Source organism: Amycolatopsis albispora, from assembly GCF_003312875.1.
GTDB classification, from domain to species: Bacteria; Actinomycetota; Actinomycetes; order Mycobacteriales; family Pseudonocardiaceae; genus Amycolatopsis; species Amycolatopsis albispora.
In genome coordinates this window covers 5,885,144-5,900,928 of the sequence record NZ_CP015163.1, presented here as the reverse complement: position 1 = coordinate 5,900,928, position 15,785 = coordinate 5,885,144, and the positions used below count along the sequence as shown (strand labels likewise).

Annotated in this window: 16 protein-coding genes and 1 pseudogene; 8 read left to right on the top strand and 9 right to left on the bottom strand. The window is 70.5% G+C overall.

The features are described from left to right. Positions 1-28: 28 nt before the first annotated feature. Positions 29-259: a hypothetical protein gene (locus A4R43_RS27855; RefSeq protein ID WP_162788619.1), complete on the top strand. Its 231-nt coding sequence runs from the start codon at positions 29-31 to the stop codon at positions 257-259. Between the two features lie 17 nt (positions 260-276). Then, positions 277-1,064: pseudogene (locus A4R43_RS27850) on the top strand (IclR family transcriptional regulator). 116 nt (positions 1,065-1,180) lie between these two features. Here the strand turns inward: A4R43_RS27850 and A4R43_RS44200 are convergent. Beyond that, positions 1,181-1,585 carry an NYN domain-containing protein gene (locus tag A4R43_RS44200; protein ID WP_236809281.1) on the bottom strand — a complete coding sequence of 135 codons (405 nt, stop codon included), beginning with the start codon at positions 1,583-1,585 and terminating at the stop codon, positions 1,181-1,183. Positions 1,586-2,046: 461 nt separating this feature from the next. Between A4R43_RS44200 and A4R43_RS27840 the strand changes: the two genes are divergently transcribed. Beyond that, the gene (locus tag A4R43_RS27840) at positions 2,047-2,793 is read left to right on the top strand and encodes a Clp protease N-terminal domain-containing protein (protein WP_236808320.1); all 747 of its coding nucleotides are present in this window, start codon (positions 2,047-2,049) and stop codon (positions 2,791-2,793) included. On the opposite strand, the gene A4R43_RS27835 is transcribed toward A4R43_RS27840, so the two are convergent. Further along, positions 2,741-3,574 (bottom strand): CPBP family intramembrane glutamic endopeptidase, encoded by an 834-nt coding sequence (locus A4R43_RS27835; RefSeq protein ID WP_113695008.1) that lies wholly within the window; start codon positions 3,572-3,574, stop codon positions 2,741-2,743. The two genes, A4R43_RS27840 and A4R43_RS27835, sit on opposite strands and share 53 nt — an antisense overlap. Before the next feature lie 173 nt (positions 3,575-3,747). On the opposite strand from A4R43_RS27835, the gene A4R43_RS27830 reads away from it, so the two are divergent. Further along, a complete protein-coding gene (locus A4R43_RS27830; RefSeq protein WP_113695007.1) occupies positions 3,748-4,515 on the top strand; it encodes a S1 family peptidase in 768 nt (255 codons plus the stop codon). Positions 4,516-4,675: 160 nt separating this feature from the next. Next, positions 4,676-6,049 carry an IS1380 family transposase gene (locus A4R43_RS27825; protein WP_113694850.1) on the top strand — a complete coding sequence of 458 codons (1,374 nt, stop codon included), beginning with the start codon at positions 4,676-4,678 and terminating at the stop codon, positions 6,047-6,049. Between the two features lie 173 nt (positions 6,050-6,222). Here the strand turns inward: A4R43_RS27825 and gndA are convergent, their stop codons facing one another. Next, the gene (gene gndA, locus A4R43_RS27820) at positions 6,223-7,662 is read right to left on the bottom strand and encodes an NADP-dependent phosphogluconate dehydrogenase (protein WP_113695006.1); all 1,440 of its coding nucleotides are present in this window, start codon (positions 7,660-7,662) and stop codon (positions 6,223-6,225) included. 195 nt (positions 7,663-7,857) lie between these two features. Here gndA and A4R43_RS27815 point away from each other — a divergent pair, with 195 nt between their 5' ends. From A4R43_RS27815 to A4R43_RS27805, 3 genes are all read left to right on the top strand, one after another. Continuing rightward, complete coding sequence (locus A4R43_RS27815) at positions 7,858-8,733, top strand: helix-turn-helix domain-containing protein (protein ID WP_113695005.1); 876 nt, start codon at positions 7,858-7,860, stop codon at positions 8,731-8,733. 35 nt (positions 8,734-8,768) lie between these two features. Continuing rightward, a complete protein-coding gene (locus tag A4R43_RS27810; RefSeq protein WP_113695004.1) occupies positions 8,769-9,620 on the top strand; it encodes an SAM-dependent methyltransferase in 852 nt (283 codons plus the stop codon). Between the two features lie 361 nt (positions 9,621-9,981). Next, complete coding sequence (locus A4R43_RS27805) at positions 9,982-10,233, top strand: DUF397 domain-containing protein (protein ID WP_113695003.1); 252 nt, start codon at positions 9,982-9,984, stop codon at positions 10,231-10,233. Positions 10,234-10,372: 139 nt separating this feature from the next. On the opposite strand, the gene A4R43_RS27800 is transcribed toward A4R43_RS27805, so the two are convergent. From A4R43_RS27800 to A4R43_RS27775, 6 genes are all read right to left on the bottom strand, one after another. Beyond that, on the bottom strand, positions 10,373-10,903 hold the full coding sequence (locus tag A4R43_RS27800; protein WP_113695002.1) for a hypothetical protein: 531 nt from the start codon (positions 10,901-10,903) through the stop codon (positions 10,373-10,375). Then, positions 10,903-12,039, bottom strand: a complete 1,137-nt coding sequence (locus tag A4R43_RS27795; protein WP_113695001.1) for a hypothetical protein — start codon at positions 12,037-12,039, stop codon at positions 10,903-10,905. The genes A4R43_RS27800 and A4R43_RS27795 overlap by 1 nt, the downstream gene beginning before the upstream one ends. Positions 12,040-12,050: 11 nt before the next feature. Next, positions 12,051-12,461 carry a FixH family protein gene (locus tag A4R43_RS27790; protein ID WP_236808319.1) on the bottom strand — a complete coding sequence of 137 codons (411 nt, stop codon included), beginning with the start codon at positions 12,459-12,461 and terminating at the stop codon, positions 12,051-12,053. Continuing rightward, the gene (locus A4R43_RS27785) at positions 12,458-13,876 is read right to left on the bottom strand and encodes a hypothetical protein (RefSeq protein ID WP_236808317.1); all 1,419 of its coding nucleotides are present in this window, start codon (positions 13,874-13,876) and stop codon (positions 12,458-12,460) included. The genes A4R43_RS27790 and A4R43_RS27785 overlap by 4 nt, the downstream gene beginning before the upstream one ends. A gap of 87 nt (positions 13,877-13,963) precedes the next feature. Beyond that, positions 13,964-14,593 (bottom strand): response regulator, encoded by a 630-nt coding sequence (locus tag A4R43_RS27780; protein WP_205215539.1) that lies wholly within the window; start codon positions 14,591-14,593, stop codon positions 13,964-13,966. Between the two features lie 32 nt (positions 14,594-14,625). Then, positions 14,626-15,774, bottom strand: coding sequence for a sensor histidine kinase (locus A4R43_RS27775; protein WP_113694998.1), 1,149 nt, complete (start codon positions 15,772-15,774; stop codon positions 14,626-14,628). Between the last annotated feature and the right edge of the window lie 11 nt (positions 15,775-15,785).

Sequence of the window (15,785 nt, the reverse complement as noted above, 5' to 3'; positions counted from 1 at the left end):
GATCCTCGGCTAGCAGGGGAGAGCGCCGATGAGAAAAGTGATCCAGGTCGAAGACATACCCATGTACCTGCGCACGCTCGCCGTGCTCGCGGTACTGCTCACCGCTTCGGTGCAGGCGCCATCTGGCTGGCGTTCCACCGGGGGACCCGTGGCGGTCGTGGTCGTTCCGGCCCAGTCCGCGGGGGTGCTCGGCGGGGAGCAGGGCGGGCCGGCTGCCGAGGGGACCGGCAACCCGCTGGGCCGTTCGGTCGCGCACTGACCACCGAGGCTGGCTTAATGCGGCACAACGCCCCGGGAACTCCATCGGTCGCCGACCGGGTGCTGGACGTGCTCGACGCGTTCAGCACGGAGCGTCCCGAACTGACCCTGTCCGAGCTGAGCAGGCGCACCGGCCTGCCGCTGTCCACCACCCACCGCATCGTCGGGGGCTGGTGCGGCGAGGTGCGCTCGAGCGAGCCGAATCCGGGCGATACCGGGTCGGCCTGTGGTTGTGGGAGGTGGCCTCGCTGGCGCCGCACGGCCTCGGCCTGCGCGACACCGCGATGCCCTTCCTGGAGGACCTGCACGAGGCCACCCGGCAGAACGTGCAGCTGGCCGTGCTCGACGCACCCGACGTGGTGTACCTCGAGCGGATTTCCGGGCACGGCCCGATGCCGTCGAGGGCGGGCGGGCGGCTGCCCGCGCACGCCACCGGGGTCGGCCTCGCGCTGCTGGCCCACGCGCCGGCCAACGTCGCCGAGCGGGTGCTCGCGCGGCCGATGAAACGGTTCACCGACAAGACGATCGCGTCGCCGGAGCGGCTGCGGCGGGTGCTCGCCGACGTCCGCCGCGAGGGCATCGCGATCAGCGACGGCCAGATCGAGCTGGTGGGGCTCTCCGTCGCCGCCCCCGTGTTCGGCGCCGAGGACACCGCGGTCGCGGCGATCTCGGTGGCGGTCCCGGCCACCGGGACCGATCCGCGCACGCTGGTGCCGGCGGTGCGAGCGGCGGCCCGGGGGATCTCCCGCACCCTGGGCGCGCCGCGCGCCAGACGAGCCAGCCTGGTGGTCGGCGGCCGCGGCTGACCCGGCCGGGGCCGCCGCCCCGGCCGGCTTGCTCTCTCGGCCTGCTGGGAGGGGCTTCTCACTGTCTCAACCAGACGCACGCTCGAAGGATTCGGACCCTCGGCCTTCTGGTCTGGCTACGCCCAGTGGGCCGGGCGGTCCAGCGTCACGCCGGTGGCAGTGACGACCTTGGCGGGCATCTGCGCCTGCCGGAGCTTTGCGTCACCAATGGTGAAGGCGGCGTTGACGGCGCGGCGGAGTTCGCCCGATCTACGGCGAGGCGGGAAAGCGGCAACAACTCGCTTGTCCGGCCGAAGGCGCCCCAGGGCCCGCACCGCGGGACAGAGGTCACTGTCGGCGGAGAGGATAAGGGCCACGTCAAACTCGTCATTTACGCCGGCTTCGATCAGCGCCACCGCAATGCTGACGTCTGTCTCTTTCTCCTCGTAGACAGTCCAGGTCGACTGACAGTTGCGGCAGTGCCGGTCCTTCTCCTGGAAGCGCCCGTCCACTACTTCAAGCTTCGTACTGTGGGCAACCAGGGCGTCGATGTAGTCAGACTGTCGTTGCTCCGAATCTGGCGCGTTGCGTACACGCGCGGCGACCGTGCTTGTGCCTGATCCCGTGGTACAGGTTGAATCCGTCGACGAAGGCCACGACGCGCTGCACGGGGATGCATCCCTTCGGTCAACCTGGCCACTCGGCGCAGGTGTGATGTATGGTGTCCATACACCACGCCAGGGCGAGCAGCTCTGGCCCGACGGCCTTCCCGACAGGGGAGGCCGTTTCTTTGTCTCCGGATAGAGATAAGGGTCAGATCTTTGAGATCAACAGTTAGATGTAGTAGCACCTGGGCACACACAATACTGCATGCTGTGACTGTCCATTACTGAGTGTTCGGAGTGGCGAGCCGCAGGTGAGCGGGCGGCCTGTGGTCGGCGGCCGCGGCTGAACTGGTCAACCCAGGGTTGACGACCTCGTGTCGTCAACCTATGGTTGACGTATGAGCCAAGGTAACCCGGTGAAGCTCGACGAAATGATCGAGTTCATCAAGACCCAGCGACCCGAAGCCGACCCGCTGCAGCACCTGTCCGACGCGGTGCTCGCCGCCGATCACCTCGGTGAGGTGGCCGACCACCTGATCGGCCACTTCGTCGACCAGGCCAGGCGGTCCGGGGCGTCGTGGACCGACATCGGCCGCAGCATGGGCGTGAGCAAGCAGGCCGTGCAGAAGCGGTTCGTGCCCAAGGAGAACGACGGCCAGCCGCTGGCCGAGCTGATGCAGACCTTCACCCGCTACACCGATCGCGCGCGGCAGGCGGTGGTGGGCGCCCAGCAGGTCGCGCTCGCCGCGGGCAACGCGCGGATCGAGCCGGAGCACCTGCTGGCCGCGCTGATCAGCGACCAGGGGAACCTGGCGACCAGGACCGTGGTGGCGCTGGGCGGCTCGCCCGACGAACTGCGGGCGAAGCTGGTCGAGGGCTTCGAGCCCGCCATGGAAACCCCGCCCGAGCAGGCCACCATCAGCGCTCGCGGCAAGAAGCTGTTCGAGCTGACCGCACGCGAAGCGCTGCGGCTCGGGCACAACTACATCGGCGCCGAGCACTTCCTGCTCAGCCTGCTGGAACTCGGTGACGGCAACGCGGCCGAGGTGCTCGCCGGCGCCGGGATCACCAAGGACGGCGCTGAAGAGGTGATCACTCAGGCGCTGGCACAGGTGCTGGCCGAGCGGTCCGCTTCCGGTACCTGAGGTCGGCCACCCAGGCGTAGACGATCGAGGGTGCCGCGATCAGCACCGCGTCACCCCAGGTCGCGGTCACCGTGCTCTGGTCGGGAATCGGGGCCCCGCCCGCCAGCACCATGGTGGCGATGTTGTTCACCGCGTGCAGCCCGATGGCCGCCTCCAGGCCGCCGGTGCGCACGGTCAGCCAGCACAGGATCATCGCGAAGACAAAGAGCTCGGCCAGGATCGGCGCCGAGGTGTAACCGTGCGTGGCCACGAAGGCCGCCGAGCCGAGCACCGCGCCCGGCCACGGGGTGCGCAGCCAGGCGCCGAAGGCCTGCAGCAGCCAGCCGCGGAAGACGTACTCCTCGGCCGCGGCCTGGAACGGCACCAGCAGCAGGGTGAGCGCCACGATCGAGAGGTAGGCGGGCAGGCCGGGCCAGGTCGCCGCGTCCCAGCCCGCGCCGAGCAGCAGGTCCACCGCGGCCGCCGCGGCGAAGGCGGCCACCGCCCAGCCGGTGCACTCGGCCAGCCACCGCCACCGCAACCGACCGTCCACACTGGACAAAGTGCCCGGGCGGCGGCCCTCGCCGAAACGCGCGGCGGCAAAAACCGCGGGCAGCACGACCGCGATCGCGCCGAAGCTCAGCACCATTTCCCAGCGTTGGTCGGTGCTCTCCGAGATCGCCGCGGTGAGCGCGGAAAACGTTGTCAGGCAAGCGAATCCGACGGCCACGAGGACCACGGCGCCGAGCAGCGGCCGCCACCAGCGATAGGCGGGGCCGCGGGTCTGGAGGTGATAGCTCACTCGGCCAAATTAGCTGACGCCCGATAGTGGAAGCGCGCCGATCACACAAGGTTCCTTCGGCCACTCTGTCGAGTGAGTTGGAACTTTCGAAGGGTGTTAATGATTTACCAACATTGCCTACGCTGCGTCTCATCCCCCACGGGAGGCAAGGGGGCCGGGAGAAGGAGATGCGGATGAAGGCACGTTCTCTGGTCGTGGGCCTGCTCACCGGTGCGGCCTGCGCGGTGGCCGCGGTGGCCGGTGCGACGCCGGCCGGTGCCGATGTCACCCCGTTCATCGTCGGCGGGAACGACGCCGACCAGGAGTACTCGTGGATGGTCTCGCTGCAGGAGGGCGGCAACCACTTCTGCGGCGGTTCGCTGATCTCCCCCGAGTGGGTGCTGACCGCGGCGCACTGCGTGCAGGGCTCCTCGGCCGACTCGATCAGCGCGCGGATCGGCAGCAACGACCGCACCTCGGGTGGCGAGGAGGCGCAGGCCGCCGAGGTCGTCGTGCACCCGGACTACACCGGGACCGGGGCAGGCGGTGACATCGCGCTGGTGAAGCTGTCCGCACCGGCGAAGTCGGCGCCGATCTCGCTGGGCACCACCACCGACGCGGGCACCAAGACCCGCCTGCTCGGCTGGGGCCAGACCTGCCCGGAGCGCGGTGGCTGCGACGCGCCGGTCCAGCTGCAGCAGCTCGACACCCAGGTGGTCGAGGCCGACAAGTGCACCGGCATCGACGGCAGCGTGGAGCTGTGCACCGACAACCCGGGCGGTGACGCGGGTGCCTGCTACGGCGACTCGGGCGGCCCGCAGATCGTCGGCTCGGCGGGCAAGTACGAACTGATCGGCGTCACCAGCCGCACCGGCAACGGGGACCCGACCTGCGCCACCGGCCCGTCGATCTACACCTCGGCGCCGGCGTACTCGGACTGGATCTCGCAGAACGTCGGCTGACCGCTGGCGGTGTCACGAATGTGGCTTTCGAGACGTTTGGCCTGGATCCACCGGTGTTTGTGGTGGTGGAGTGGTGTCGTTGAGGGGCAGATGCCCTCTGACTTGGGATGATTGTTCTTGCGAGGGAACAAAGTCCACTGAGTGAGAGGGCATCTGCTGGATGCGATCGTCTCATAGCGCCGGGTCGGTGTCGGTGAGGTTCGACGAGGAGAGTCTCGTGTCGTGCGCGGGGCTGGTGCCGATGCTGCGGCTGGCCGAGGGCATCGGCCTGGGTGTGTTGATCGATGAGCGGGTCGATCTGGGGATGGCGGTCGGGGCGAACACGGACGCGAAAGCCCTCTCGGTCGTGGCCGGGATGGTGGCTGGTGCTGATTCGATCGATGACCTGGATGTGATCCGGCACGGCGGGATGGGGCGGTTGTTCGATCGGGTGCGGGCGCCTTCGACCTGCGGTTCGTGGCTGCGCGGGTTCACCCACGGCCACGTCCGCCAGCTCGCCTCCGCTGCCGGGGAGGCCCTGGTCCGGCTGGCCGGGCGGGTGCCGTCACTGCTGGCCGGGGTCGACCGGCTGGCGTTTGTCGATATCGACGCCAAAATCAAGCGAACCTATGGTCACCGCAAACAGGGCAGCGGATTCGGCTACACCGGGGTCCGGGGCCTGAACCACCTGATCGCCACGCTGTCGAGCCCGGTCTGCGCGCCGGTGATCCTGACCGCCCGGCTGCGCGGCGGGACCTGCGATTCCCGCCGCGGGGCGGCCTCGATGATCACCGAAGCGATCGGGCTGGCCCGCCGGGCCGGGGCGACCGGCATGATCGTGGTCCGCGCCGACTCGGCGTTCTTCACCGGCCCGATCATCGCCGCGATCCGCGCAGCGGGCGCGTCCTTCTCGGTCACCGCCCAGAAAAACGTGGCCACCCAGGCTGTGATCGACCGGATCGGCGAGGACGACTGGACCGAGATCGCCTACCGTCACCCGATCCCCGACCCCGACACCGGCGAGTTGATCACGCACGCGCAGATCGCCGAAACCACCCTGACCGCGTTCGTCAACACCACCCAGAACCCCGGCCGCCAGGTCACCGCACGGCTGCTGGTCCGCCGCACCCCGAGAAACAAGCGCAACGACCAGGGCGAGTTGTTCCGCGCCTGGAACTACCACGCGATCTTCACCGACACCGGCTTCGACCTGCCCACCGCCGACCAGCACCACCGCGAGCACGCGATCATCGAGCAGGTCTTCGCCGACCTCAACGATTCCGCCCTGGCACATTTCCCCTCAGGCCGCTTCCCGGCCAACCACGCCTGGCTGATCCTGGCCTGCCTCACCCACAACCTGCTCCGCGCCGCCGGCTGCCTGGCCAGCGTCTTTCACGCCAAAGCCCGCACCGGCACCCTCCGCCGGCACCTGATCACCATCCCAGCCCGCATCATCCGCACCGCCCGCCGCATCACCCTGCGACTGCCCACCAACTGGCCCTGGCAAGCCAGCTACCAGGGCCTATTCACCGCCACCCACACCCGGACACCCTGACCCCCAACCCCACAACCAAGCCACAGTGGACACACCGGATGCGAGACCGGTCAATCCCACACGCCCAACCACCACCACAAGATCAACAACCACCACCTGGATCCACCGACAAAACACATCGGTGGATCCAGGTTTGGCGTCTCGAAAGCCACATTCGTGACATTGGCCGGGTGCTAGGCGGGCTGCTCGGGGCGTGAGTCGGTGGCCCACTGGGTGTGGAACGAGCCTTCCCGGTCCACCCGGCGGTAGGTGTGCGCGCCGAAGTAGTCCCGCTGGCCCTGGATCAGCGCGGCGGGCAGGCGTTCCGCGCGCAGCCCGTCGTAGTACGCCAGCGAAGTGGCGAATCCCGGCGCCGGGATGCCGAGGCGCGTCGCGGTGCCGACCACCGAGCGCCACGCGTCCTGCGCGTCCTCGACGGCCTTCCGGAACTGGCCCGCGGTGAGCAGCGTCGGCAGCTCGGTCTCGGCGGCGTACGCCGAGCGGATGTCGTCGAGGAACTTCGCCCGGATGATGCAGCCGTCACGCCAGATGGTGGCGACCTGCCCGAGGTCGATGTCCCAGCCGTACTCGGCGCTCCCGGCCTGGATCTGGTTGAAGCCCTGCGCGTAGGCGACCACCTTGGACGCGTACAGCGCCTGCTCGACGTCGTCGGCGAACTTCTCCGCCTCCGAGCCGGTCAGCTTCGCCCGCGTGGGACCGGCCAGCCCGCGCGCGGCCGCGCGCAGCCCGGCGTGCCCGGACAGCGACCGCGCGAAGGTGGCCTCGGCGATCCCGCTGATCGGCACCCCGAGGTCGAGGCCGATCTGCACGGTCCAGCGCCCGGTGCCCTTCTGCTCGGCCTGGTCGGCGACCACGTCCACGAACGGCTTGCCGGTGGCCGCGTCGGTGTGCGCGAGCACCTGCGCGGTGATCTCGATCAGGTAGGAGTCGAGCCGCCCGGTGTTCCAGGTGCGGAAGACCTCGGCGATCTGCGCCGGCTCGTACCCGGCGGCGCCGCGCAGCAGGTCGAACGACTCGGCGATCAGCTGCATGTCGGCGTACTCGATGCCGTTGTGCACCATCTTCACGAAGTGCCCGGCCCCGTCGGGACCGATGTGCGCGCAGCACGGCGTGCCGTCCACCTTCGCGGAGATGTCCTCCAGCAGCGGGCCGAGCGATTCGTAGGACTCCGGCGAGCCGCCGGGCATGATGCTCGGGCCGTGCAGCGCGCCCTCCTCACCACCGGAGACGCCCGTGCCGACGAAGTGCAGCCCGCGCTCACGCAGCTCGGCCTCGCGGCGGCGCGTGTCGGCGAAGTGCGCGTTGCCCGCGTCCACGATCACGTCGCCCTTTTCCAGCAGCGGCGCGAACTCCTCGATGACCGCGTCGGTCGGCGCGCCCGCCTTGACCATGATCACCACCTGGCGCGGGCGCTCGAGCGCGTCGACGAACTCCTGGGCCGAGTACGCCGGGATGAACTCGCCCTCCGAGCCGAACTGCTCGACCAGGTCGCGCGTGCGCTGCGCCGAGCGGTTGTGCAGGGCCACCGTGTGCCCGTGCCGCGCCAGGTTCCGGGCCAGGTTGCGGCCCATCACCGCCAGCCCGGTGACCCCGATGCTCGCCTTCTTGCTCATGTGCCGCCTTCCGTCTTGGACCTCGTCCGCAGATTAGTCGCGGACGCCGGTTACGGGCGAGTCACCGAACTCCGGGCGCGCGGCCAGTCGATTTCCGCTGCGTGAGAGGGTAATGTCGGAGCGTCATCACCGATTAATACGTTTACGTCTGTGTAGGGGTGCCGTGGGACTGGCCGGTCGGTCTGGGGGTCGCTGATGGCGAGCACCATCACCTCCCGCCGCAAGCAGCTGGGCAACGAGTTGCGGCACGCGCGCAACGCGGCGCGGATGACGCAACAGGCCGTCGCCGACGTGCTGGGCTGCACCCAGGGCAAGGTCAACAAGATCGAGTCGGGCGCGGTCGGCGTCAAGCTCGGCGACGTGCGCGCCATGCTGGACGCCTTCGGCATCGTCGGCGACGAAGCCGAGACCCTGATGAACCTGGCCCGTGCCGCGGCCGGGCAGCGCGGGCACTGGTCCGGCTACCGCTCGGTGGTGCCGCACTGGTTCCGCACCTTCACCGATCTCGAACCGGCCGCCGCGGAGATCCTCACCTGGCACGGCGAGCGCATTCCCGGCCCGCTGCAGTCCGAGCACTACATGCTCAAGCAGTTCACCGAGGCGGGCGCCACCGACGTCACCTCGCTGGTGCGCAACCGGCTCGACCGCAAGGCCGTGTTCGACCAGCAGCAGCCGCCGTACTACCGGTTCATCCTGAGCGAGGCCGCGCTGCGCCGGGCACCCGGCGGGCATTCGCCCGGCGTGATGCTCGACCAGGTGGAACACCTGCTGGAGCTGGAGAAGCGGGCCCGCGTCTACCTGCACGTGCTGCCCTTCGAGGCCAGGCTCGCCTCGGTGCCCAACGACTTCACCATCATGCGTTTTCCCGACCGCACCAGGGATTTTGTCTACATCGAGCATTCCGCGGGCGGGCTGTACCTGGACGACGTCAAGGACTTCCAGCTCTTCGTCGACTCGTGGGACAGGCTGCGCGGGGCGGCGCTGGAGCACCAGGACACGCGGCAGTTCTTCAAGGAACTGGCCGAGCACTACCGGGTGCAGCTCGCGAAGGACAGTGCCGCCAAGGGATAGGCTGGGATCCTCATCGCCACAGGGGGTAGCGCGCCATGACCGAGCAAGACGAGCCAGCTTTCGCCCCGCAGGGCATCGACCTGGAGCGCCCGAACGCCGCGCGCGTCTACGACTGGTTCCTCGGCGGCACCGCGAACTGGGCGATCGACCGGGAATTCGGTGAGAAGGCGCTCAAGGCCGTGCCGCACGGCCGGATGAACGCCCGCGTGAACCGCGAGTTCCTCGGCCGGGCGGTGACCTACGCGGTGCGCAACGGCATCACCCAGTTCCTCGACCTCGGCTCCGGCGTGCCGACCGTGGGCAACGTGCACGAGGTGGCCGACAAGCTCGATTCGAGCACCCGCTGCGTCTACGTGGACAACGAGCCGGTCGCGGTGGCGCACAGCAAGATCCTGCTGGAGGAGAACGGCGATCCGAGCAGGCACGCGGTCCTCCACGGAGACCTGCGTGACGTGGAAAACGTGTGGGAGCAGGCCTTCGCCACCGGCGTGCTCGACCCGGCGAAGCCGCTCGGCCTGCTCATGGTGGCCGTGCTGCACTTCGTTTCCCCCGAGGACGGGGGCGAGGCGGCGGTCGCGCGTTACCGCGAGCTGCTGCCGCCGGGATCGTTGTTGATCATGTCACACGGCACGACCGACGGGGTGCCGCCCGAGCATCTGGTTCAGCTCCAGGCCGTCCACGAGCAGTACAAGCAGTCCAGCACCCCCGTCACCCTGCGCACCCGCGCCGAGTTCACGGCGTTGTTCGGTGACTTCGCCGTGGTGGACCCGGGGGTGGTCTGGCTTCCGGAGTGGCGTCTTGACGAGGCGGAATCCGAGGCTACCGCCGAGGTCGCGCATAATCCGCCAGCGTCCTTCATGCTCGGCGGGGTCGCCAGGAAGGGCTGAGTCCGGCTCTTCGCGGCGCTCGGTCGGGGCCAGCAGGCGCACGGTCATCGGTCAGCTCCTCCCGTTCCCGGCCTGGGTGTTGTCGGTTCGATCCGGAAAAACGTCCCCTGTGTGCAAACCTGTGTCCTCCCCTGAGGATCCGCCTGGCCGATCGGGCCGCCGCGACGGCGATATCCTGACCGTGCCCCCCATGCCGCTAGGAATAATCCTACTCCTAGATTAATCTTGCTGTCGAGCGATCGACGGGTGATCACCCGGGTGGCCCCGCCCGCACGGCGGTTTTCTCACGGAGGGTTGCCAGTAGCGGGTCCACCTGGGCCAGGTGTGGCGGGTTCGTGATGCAGGCATGGAGGTAGGTCAGATGGCGGATTATCCCCGGGTCACCGATTACGACCCGGGCACGGCCGCGGCGCGGTTCGAGGCTTCTGCCTGGGAGAAGTCCTTCGCGAGCGAGCCCAACGGGGGCAACTGCGTGGAGGTCAACCTCGGCGTGCCCGGACTGGTCGGGGTGCGCGACACCAAGCTCACCGAGAGTCCGGTCTTCGTATTCGACGCCGGTGAATGGGACGCCTTCGTGACCGCGGTGAAGGCGGGTCAGTTCGACCTGCGGTGAAAATCCCGCCGGGAGAGCCGCGATTCTCAGCCCGTGGAAGAACGTGCGCTAATTCACAGATCTGATCAGAGAATTTTCACGACCTGCTGAAAAAGCCGCTCTCCCGGCGGTGATCGGTGTACAGCGTGTTCAGCCGGGTTCAGCCGCGCTCGGTCAGCCGGTCGCGGGTGCGGCGCCACGCCACCGCGAGGAAGCCGATCAGCCCCACCAGCGGCAGCACGCTGATCGACCAGCTCAGCGCCATCGGCGGGCCGGGTTGCTCGAGCACCGGCAGCCTGCTCAGCTCGCCTTCCCCGCGCCCGGCCGGGCCGTCGATGACAAACCGGAACTTCCAGTCGCCCTGGCTGCTGAGCGCCCTGATGTCCAGGCCCCACACGTCGAGCTTGCGCGGGTGCCTGGTCAGCGGGTTCTCCCGGCCCTGCCGCCCGGTCTCCGGATTGGTCATCGCGAACACGCCGGACTTGTCCGCGATGCCGCCGTCCGGGATGAAGGTGAAGTCGAGCGACTGCATGGCCTTCAGCGGCCAGGTGCTGAACCCGACGGTCAGCCCGTACGGCCCGGCCTGCACCCGCTCGGTGTGCACGATGTTGACCGGCTCGTAGGCCGAGGCCGCCGGGGCCGAGGCGACCAGCAGCCCGATCGTGGCCAGCAGGGTGAGCAGCTTGCGCATCACACCGTCTCCTTCTCGCGAGCGGGGGCCAGCAGCCGCAGCATTCCGCCGAAGCGCCAGCCGAGGTAGCCGCCGAGCAGGCCGAACGAGGCTCCCACGCCGGCGGTGGCCAGGAGCTGCCCGGCGGCGGGCACGCCGGTCTCGTAGAGCCAGGCGTCCTGGAACGGCTGCGCGCCCGCCACCACGAATCCGGCGACGGCACCGGCGAGCGCACCGGCCCAGCGCGGCGCCGAGCCGCGCCTGCTGGTGGCCCAGAGCACCAGTTCCGCCAGCAGAGCGGCGCCGACCAGGCACATCGGCATCAGCGCCGGCATCGAGGCCAGGTCGTCCACGTTGTCGCGCAGCGGCAGGCCGACCGCGGCGGCGTAGGCGTGCGCGGCCCAGGGCGAGAACCACCACGAGAACGCCTGCCAGGCACCGAGCAGCACGGCCGCGCCGAGCGCACCACCGGGCCTGCCGAGGAAACCCCGGGCGACCAGGATCAGCATCACCGACAGGAAGGTCATGCCGATGGTCACCGCGTTCACCGCGGTGTCCACATCGGACAACCCGAGTACGGTGACCGAACTGAACGACAGCAGCACCGCAACGCTCGCCAGCGTGCCGAACACACCCCACCGGTGCGACCGCGCGGCAGCGAAGACCATCACCGTGCCGACCATGGTCACCATCACCGACAGCAGGAGCCCGATGTGCGGTGGCGAGTCGATCACCGCGTCGAAGCCGTACAGGCTGTGCCACCACAGGTCCCACAGGCCGTACAGCAGGAACAACGCACCACCGGTGCCCGCGACCAGGTAACCGACCGGCGCGGCGAAGGTGCGGCCGAACACGCCGACCGCCCGGCCGCCGACCGCCTCGTCCACCGGCCGCCCGGCGCGCTGCGCCGCCGTGGTGGACAGCACCACCACCAGGCTGACCAGCCCGGCGATCGCGCTGCCGGTGTATAGGAACAGGTGCGGCAGCGTGAAGAAGGTGTCCGGGCCGACATCGTCGTGCCACTCCACGTCCCAGGTCAGCCCGACCAGCGTGATCAGCGTGCCGGCGAGCAGGCCGGACGCCGGCAACCAGGCCCTGGCCCCGGCCGCGGCCCTGGTGGTGGCCACCGGGGGTGACAGTGAAGCCGTGAGATCCATCGTTTCCTCCCTCAACTTCCCACGAGCAGCGGGAAAACCAGTTCTTCGGTGCCCGCGGTGCCGTCACGCAGGCGCACGGTGATCTCCCACTGCCCGGACATCGGCAGCAGGGTGTCCGCGGCGTGGTAGCGGCCGGGCGCGCGTGGTGTCGCTGGCACCGGCTCCAGCGCGTGGCCCATCTGCGCCATCACCGGTTCCACGGTGACCTCCAGGCCTTCGGCCGGGTGCCCGAGCGCGTCGGCCACCTCCAGGTCGAAGGCGTTCAGCCCGGTTTTCGGGGCCTCGACGCGCAGGCGCACGGTGTGGTGCTGCCCGGCGACCTCCATGCTGGCCGCGCCGTCCGAACCGGCTGGCCACAGCAGCCAGGCCAGCACGGCGAGCAGCGCGGCCCCCGCGATCCCCAGTGCGACGGGCTTTTTCACGGGCGGTCTCCTTCGGGCACGTCGAGTTCCACGGGTGCGGTGATCACGGCGTAATCACGCATGCCCTGGAACCACAGGCGGTACCGGCCGGGTGCCGGGAAGGTGTAGGTGAACCGGACTTCGGGGCCGTAGGCGGCGACCGTCTCGTCCGGCTGTCCCGCGGCCGAGCGGCCGGACATCACCGGCAGCCCGGTCATCGAGTGCACGTGTGCCCAGGTCGGGGCGGTGGCCGTGGCGGCGCCGACGGGTGTGGCATCCGGCAGCGGGCCGACCACCATCAGGTGCCCGGTCATGCCCAGCCACGGCTGGAGCGTGCCGGTGTCGCCGAACTTCGCGGTCATCGCGGTGGCGGCGTTCGCGCGGACCTCACCCGCGTGCACTGTCACCGGAACGCCGTCGATGGTCCGCGTGCCGAGCCCCGGCACCGGTTCCGGCGCTCCTGGCCCACCTTCGGTGTCCAATGTGGACCGGAGCAGCTGGGTGCCGCCGCCGCGCCTGGCCACCTCGGCGGACAACGCGAACCGGCCGGTTTCGGTGGTGCCGAAGCGCGCGGTGTAGGTGCCCGGCGCGGTGCGCACCGGGTGCAGGTGCCACAACCGGCCCGACGGCCCGATCGCCACCAGGTGCACCAGCGCGTTGTGGTGCACCACCAGGTCGTCGGCGGGGCGGCCGGTGGCGCTGTCGGTCAGCCGCAGGGTGAACCCGGCCGGGGTGCCGCTCACCGCCAGGTTCAGCGGCGGCCGGTTGGTGTCCATTGTGGAGGGTAGTGGGGCGTACGGGTCGTTGACCGTGTCCACGGTCGGGTCGAGCACGTCACGCGCGGGCGGCGGAATGCTCGACGACAGCAGCGCCGCGGTGATCGCGACGGCGAGCGCGGCCACCACGCCGGTCGCCGGCAGCAGCGCGTGCCACGACCTCCGCGCCCGGACCGCGGCGTACAAGGCGACCAGCAGCAGCACGCCCGCCGCGACAAAACCGCCGTACGCCGCCTTTTCCCACGGTGCGGGCACCTGCGCGGGCACCACGAACGGGATGCGCGCGACCTGCGTGCCGTCGCTGACGGCCAGTTCCCACGGACCGGCCCGGTCGACCGTCATCGTGGCGCCGTACGTGCCCGGGGTCGCGCCGAGCTCCACCTGCGTGCGGGCCGACGCTGTCCCGGCGAACGACGCGGCCAGGTCCAGCCTGCCCGGCGCGGTCCCGGCGTGCGTGATGACGTCCACGCTCAGTGGGCCCGGCACCTCGGTCACCCGGCGGATCACCACGGTCAGTTCGCGCTCGCCCAGCGTCTGCGCCACGTGCACGTCGGTGCCGATCGGCCCGCCGTCCGCGTTCGCCTGACCCGCGCCGAGCAGCAGCCAGAAGATCCCCGCCAGCACGGCCAGCGCCCCCGCGCCCCACCCCTTGAGCCTCACGGTTGTCCAAGCTAGGCACGACGCGAGCACAAAGCGTCACAGCGGCGGGGGATTCCGGCGTCCCCTGCACGGGGGACGACCCCCGGGTCAGTCCCGGGGAGCCGCCCTGACCAGGCCGTGCTGATAGGCGTAGACCACCGCGTGCACGCGGTCGCGCAGGCCGAGCTTGGCCAGGATGCGCGACACGTGTGTTTTCACCGTTTCGTCCCCGACGTGCAGTGCCTCGGCGATTTCGGCGTTGCTGCGGGCGTCCGCGATGAGCAGCAGCACCTCGCGCTCGCGGGAAGTGAGCCGGTCCAGCTCGGCGGGCCCGGCGGGCGGCTCGATGCTGGTGGTGAACCGGGAAACCAGCCGCCGGGTGACCGACGGGTCGATCAGCGCGTCCCCGCGGGCGACCACCCGCATCGCCGAGACCAGCTCCTCCGGCGGCAGGTTCTTCAGCAGGAAGCCGCTCGCCCCGGCACGCAGCGCGCGGTACACGTAGTCGTCGTGGTCGTAGGTGGTCAGCACGAGCACCTTCGTCACGCAGCCGGGCGTGCCGAGGATCGCCTCGGTGGCGGCCAGCCCGTCGAGCTTCGGCATGCGCACGTCGAGCACGGCGACGTCGGGACGCAGGCGGGCGACCTCGGCGACCGCCGCCCGCCCGTCGGCCGCTTCGCCGACGCACTCCAGGTCCGGCTGCGTGTCCAGCACCGCGCGCATGCCGGAGCGGAACATCGCGTGGTCGTCGGCGAGCAGCACCCGCGTGGTCACCCCGCCTCCATCGGGAAGGTCGCCGAGATGCGCCAGCTCCGGCCGTCGTCGGACGGTCCGCTGGTGAACTCGCCGCCGAACATCGCGACACGCTGGCGCAGCCCGGCCAGGCCGCGCCGGGTGCCCTCGCCGGCGGCGGGCCGCGCGCCGGGCGTGATCGGATTGGTCACGCTCAAGGTGATCTCCTCGGGTCGGTAGCACAGCTCCACGTCCACCGGACCGCCCGCGCCGTGGCGCAGCGCGTTGGTCAGGCCCTCCTGCGCCACCCGGTACACCGCGACGTCCACGGAGCCGGGCAGCTCACCGGGCACGCCGCTGGTGCGCAGGCGCGCGGGCAGCCCGGCCGCGCGGGTGCCCTCCAGCAGTTCCTCCAGGTTGCCGACGCCCGGCTGGCGGACCGCGGCCTGCTCGCCGTGCAGCAGGTCGAGCATCCGTCGAAGGTCCTGCATGGCCGCGCGGCTGGCCGTCTCCACCGCGGACAGGGACCGGTGCACCGGGGTGTCCGCGCCGTCGGGGAGGCCGAGGCGGGCGGCGCCGGCGTGCATGCCGATCGCGCTGACGTGGTGGGAGATGACGTCGTGCAGGTCGCGGGCCACCGCACTGCGTTCCTCGGCCACCGCCCGCCGCACGGCCGCCTCCTCACGGCGTTCCAGCTCGGCGATCCGCGCGCGGCGGGCGGTGGTGTAGCGGCCGACCAGCCACGGCAGCACGGTGTTGGCCAGCAGGATCGCGCTGAGCAGGCGCCAGTCGCGCCCGGCCAGGTTGCGCTCCAGCAACTCGCCGATGACCGAGCCGGTGAGCAGCGCCAGCAGCGCCGCGACCGCGGGCAGCGTGCTCAGCCAGGCCCCGGCGCGGTAGCCGGCGATCAGCATGCCCGCGGTGTTGGAGGCCTCGGCGCCGGGCAGGTCGTTGAGCAGCAGCGGGGTCAGCGGGTACAGCACCGCGTGGCCCAGCGCGACCAGCCCGGACAACCGCGCGGGCCCGGCCAGCGCCAGGTCGGCGGCCATCGTCGCGAGCACCACGGCCCAGGGACGCCAGCCGGTCAGCGGCGGGCCGATCAGCAGGGCCACGCTGACGTCGGAGACCGTGCAGACCACCGCGATCAGCCACGCCTGCCGCGCCAGCGACCCGGTGATGTCCCGCACGATCCCGAGCT

What these genes read in the sequence shown, in the direction of transcription:
- A4R43_RS27855 (WP_162788619.1), top strand. Translation starts at nt 29, where the DNA reads ATGAGAAAAGTGATCCAGGTCGAAGACATACCCATGTACCTGCGCACG.
- A4R43_RS27840 (WP_236808320.1), top strand. Translation starts at nt 2,047, where the DNA reads ATGAGCCAAGGTAACCCGGTGAAGCTCGACGAAATGATCGAGTTCATC.
- A4R43_RS27830 (WP_113695007.1), top strand. Translation starts at nt 3,748, where the DNA reads ATGAAGGCACGTTCTCTGGTCGTGGGCCTGCTCACCGGTGCGGCCTGC.
- A4R43_RS27825 (WP_113694850.1), top strand. Translation starts at nt 4,676, where the DNA reads ATGCGATCGTCTCATAGCGCCGGGTCGGTGTCGGTGAGGTTCGACGAG.
- gndA (WP_113695006.1), bottom strand. Translation starts at nt 7,662, where the DNA reads ATGAGCAAGAAGGCGAGCATCGGGGTCACCGGGCTGGCGGTGATGGGC.
- A4R43_RS27815 (WP_113695005.1), top strand. Translation starts at nt 7,858, where the DNA reads ATGGCGAGCACCATCACCTCCCGCCGCAAGCAGCTGGGCAACGAGTTG.
- A4R43_RS27810 (WP_113695004.1), top strand. Translation starts at nt 8,769, where the DNA reads ATGACCGAGCAAGACGAGCCAGCTTTCGCCCCGCAGGGCATCGACCTG.
- A4R43_RS27805 (WP_113695003.1), top strand. Translation starts at nt 9,982, where the DNA reads ATGGCGGATTATCCCCGGGTCACCGATTACGACCCGGGCACGGCCGCG.
- A4R43_RS27800 (WP_113695002.1), bottom strand. Translation starts at nt 10,903, where the DNA reads ATGCGCAAGCTGCTCACCCTGCTGGCCACGATCGGGCTGCTGGTCGCC.
- A4R43_RS27795 (WP_113695001.1), bottom strand. Translation starts at nt 12,039, where the DNA reads ATGGATCTCACGGCTTCACTGTCACCCCCGGTGGCCACCACCAGGGCC.
- A4R43_RS27780 (WP_205215539.1), bottom strand. Translation starts at nt 14,593, where the DNA reads ATGTTCCGCTCCGGCATGCGCGCGGTGCTGGACACGCAGCCGGACCTG.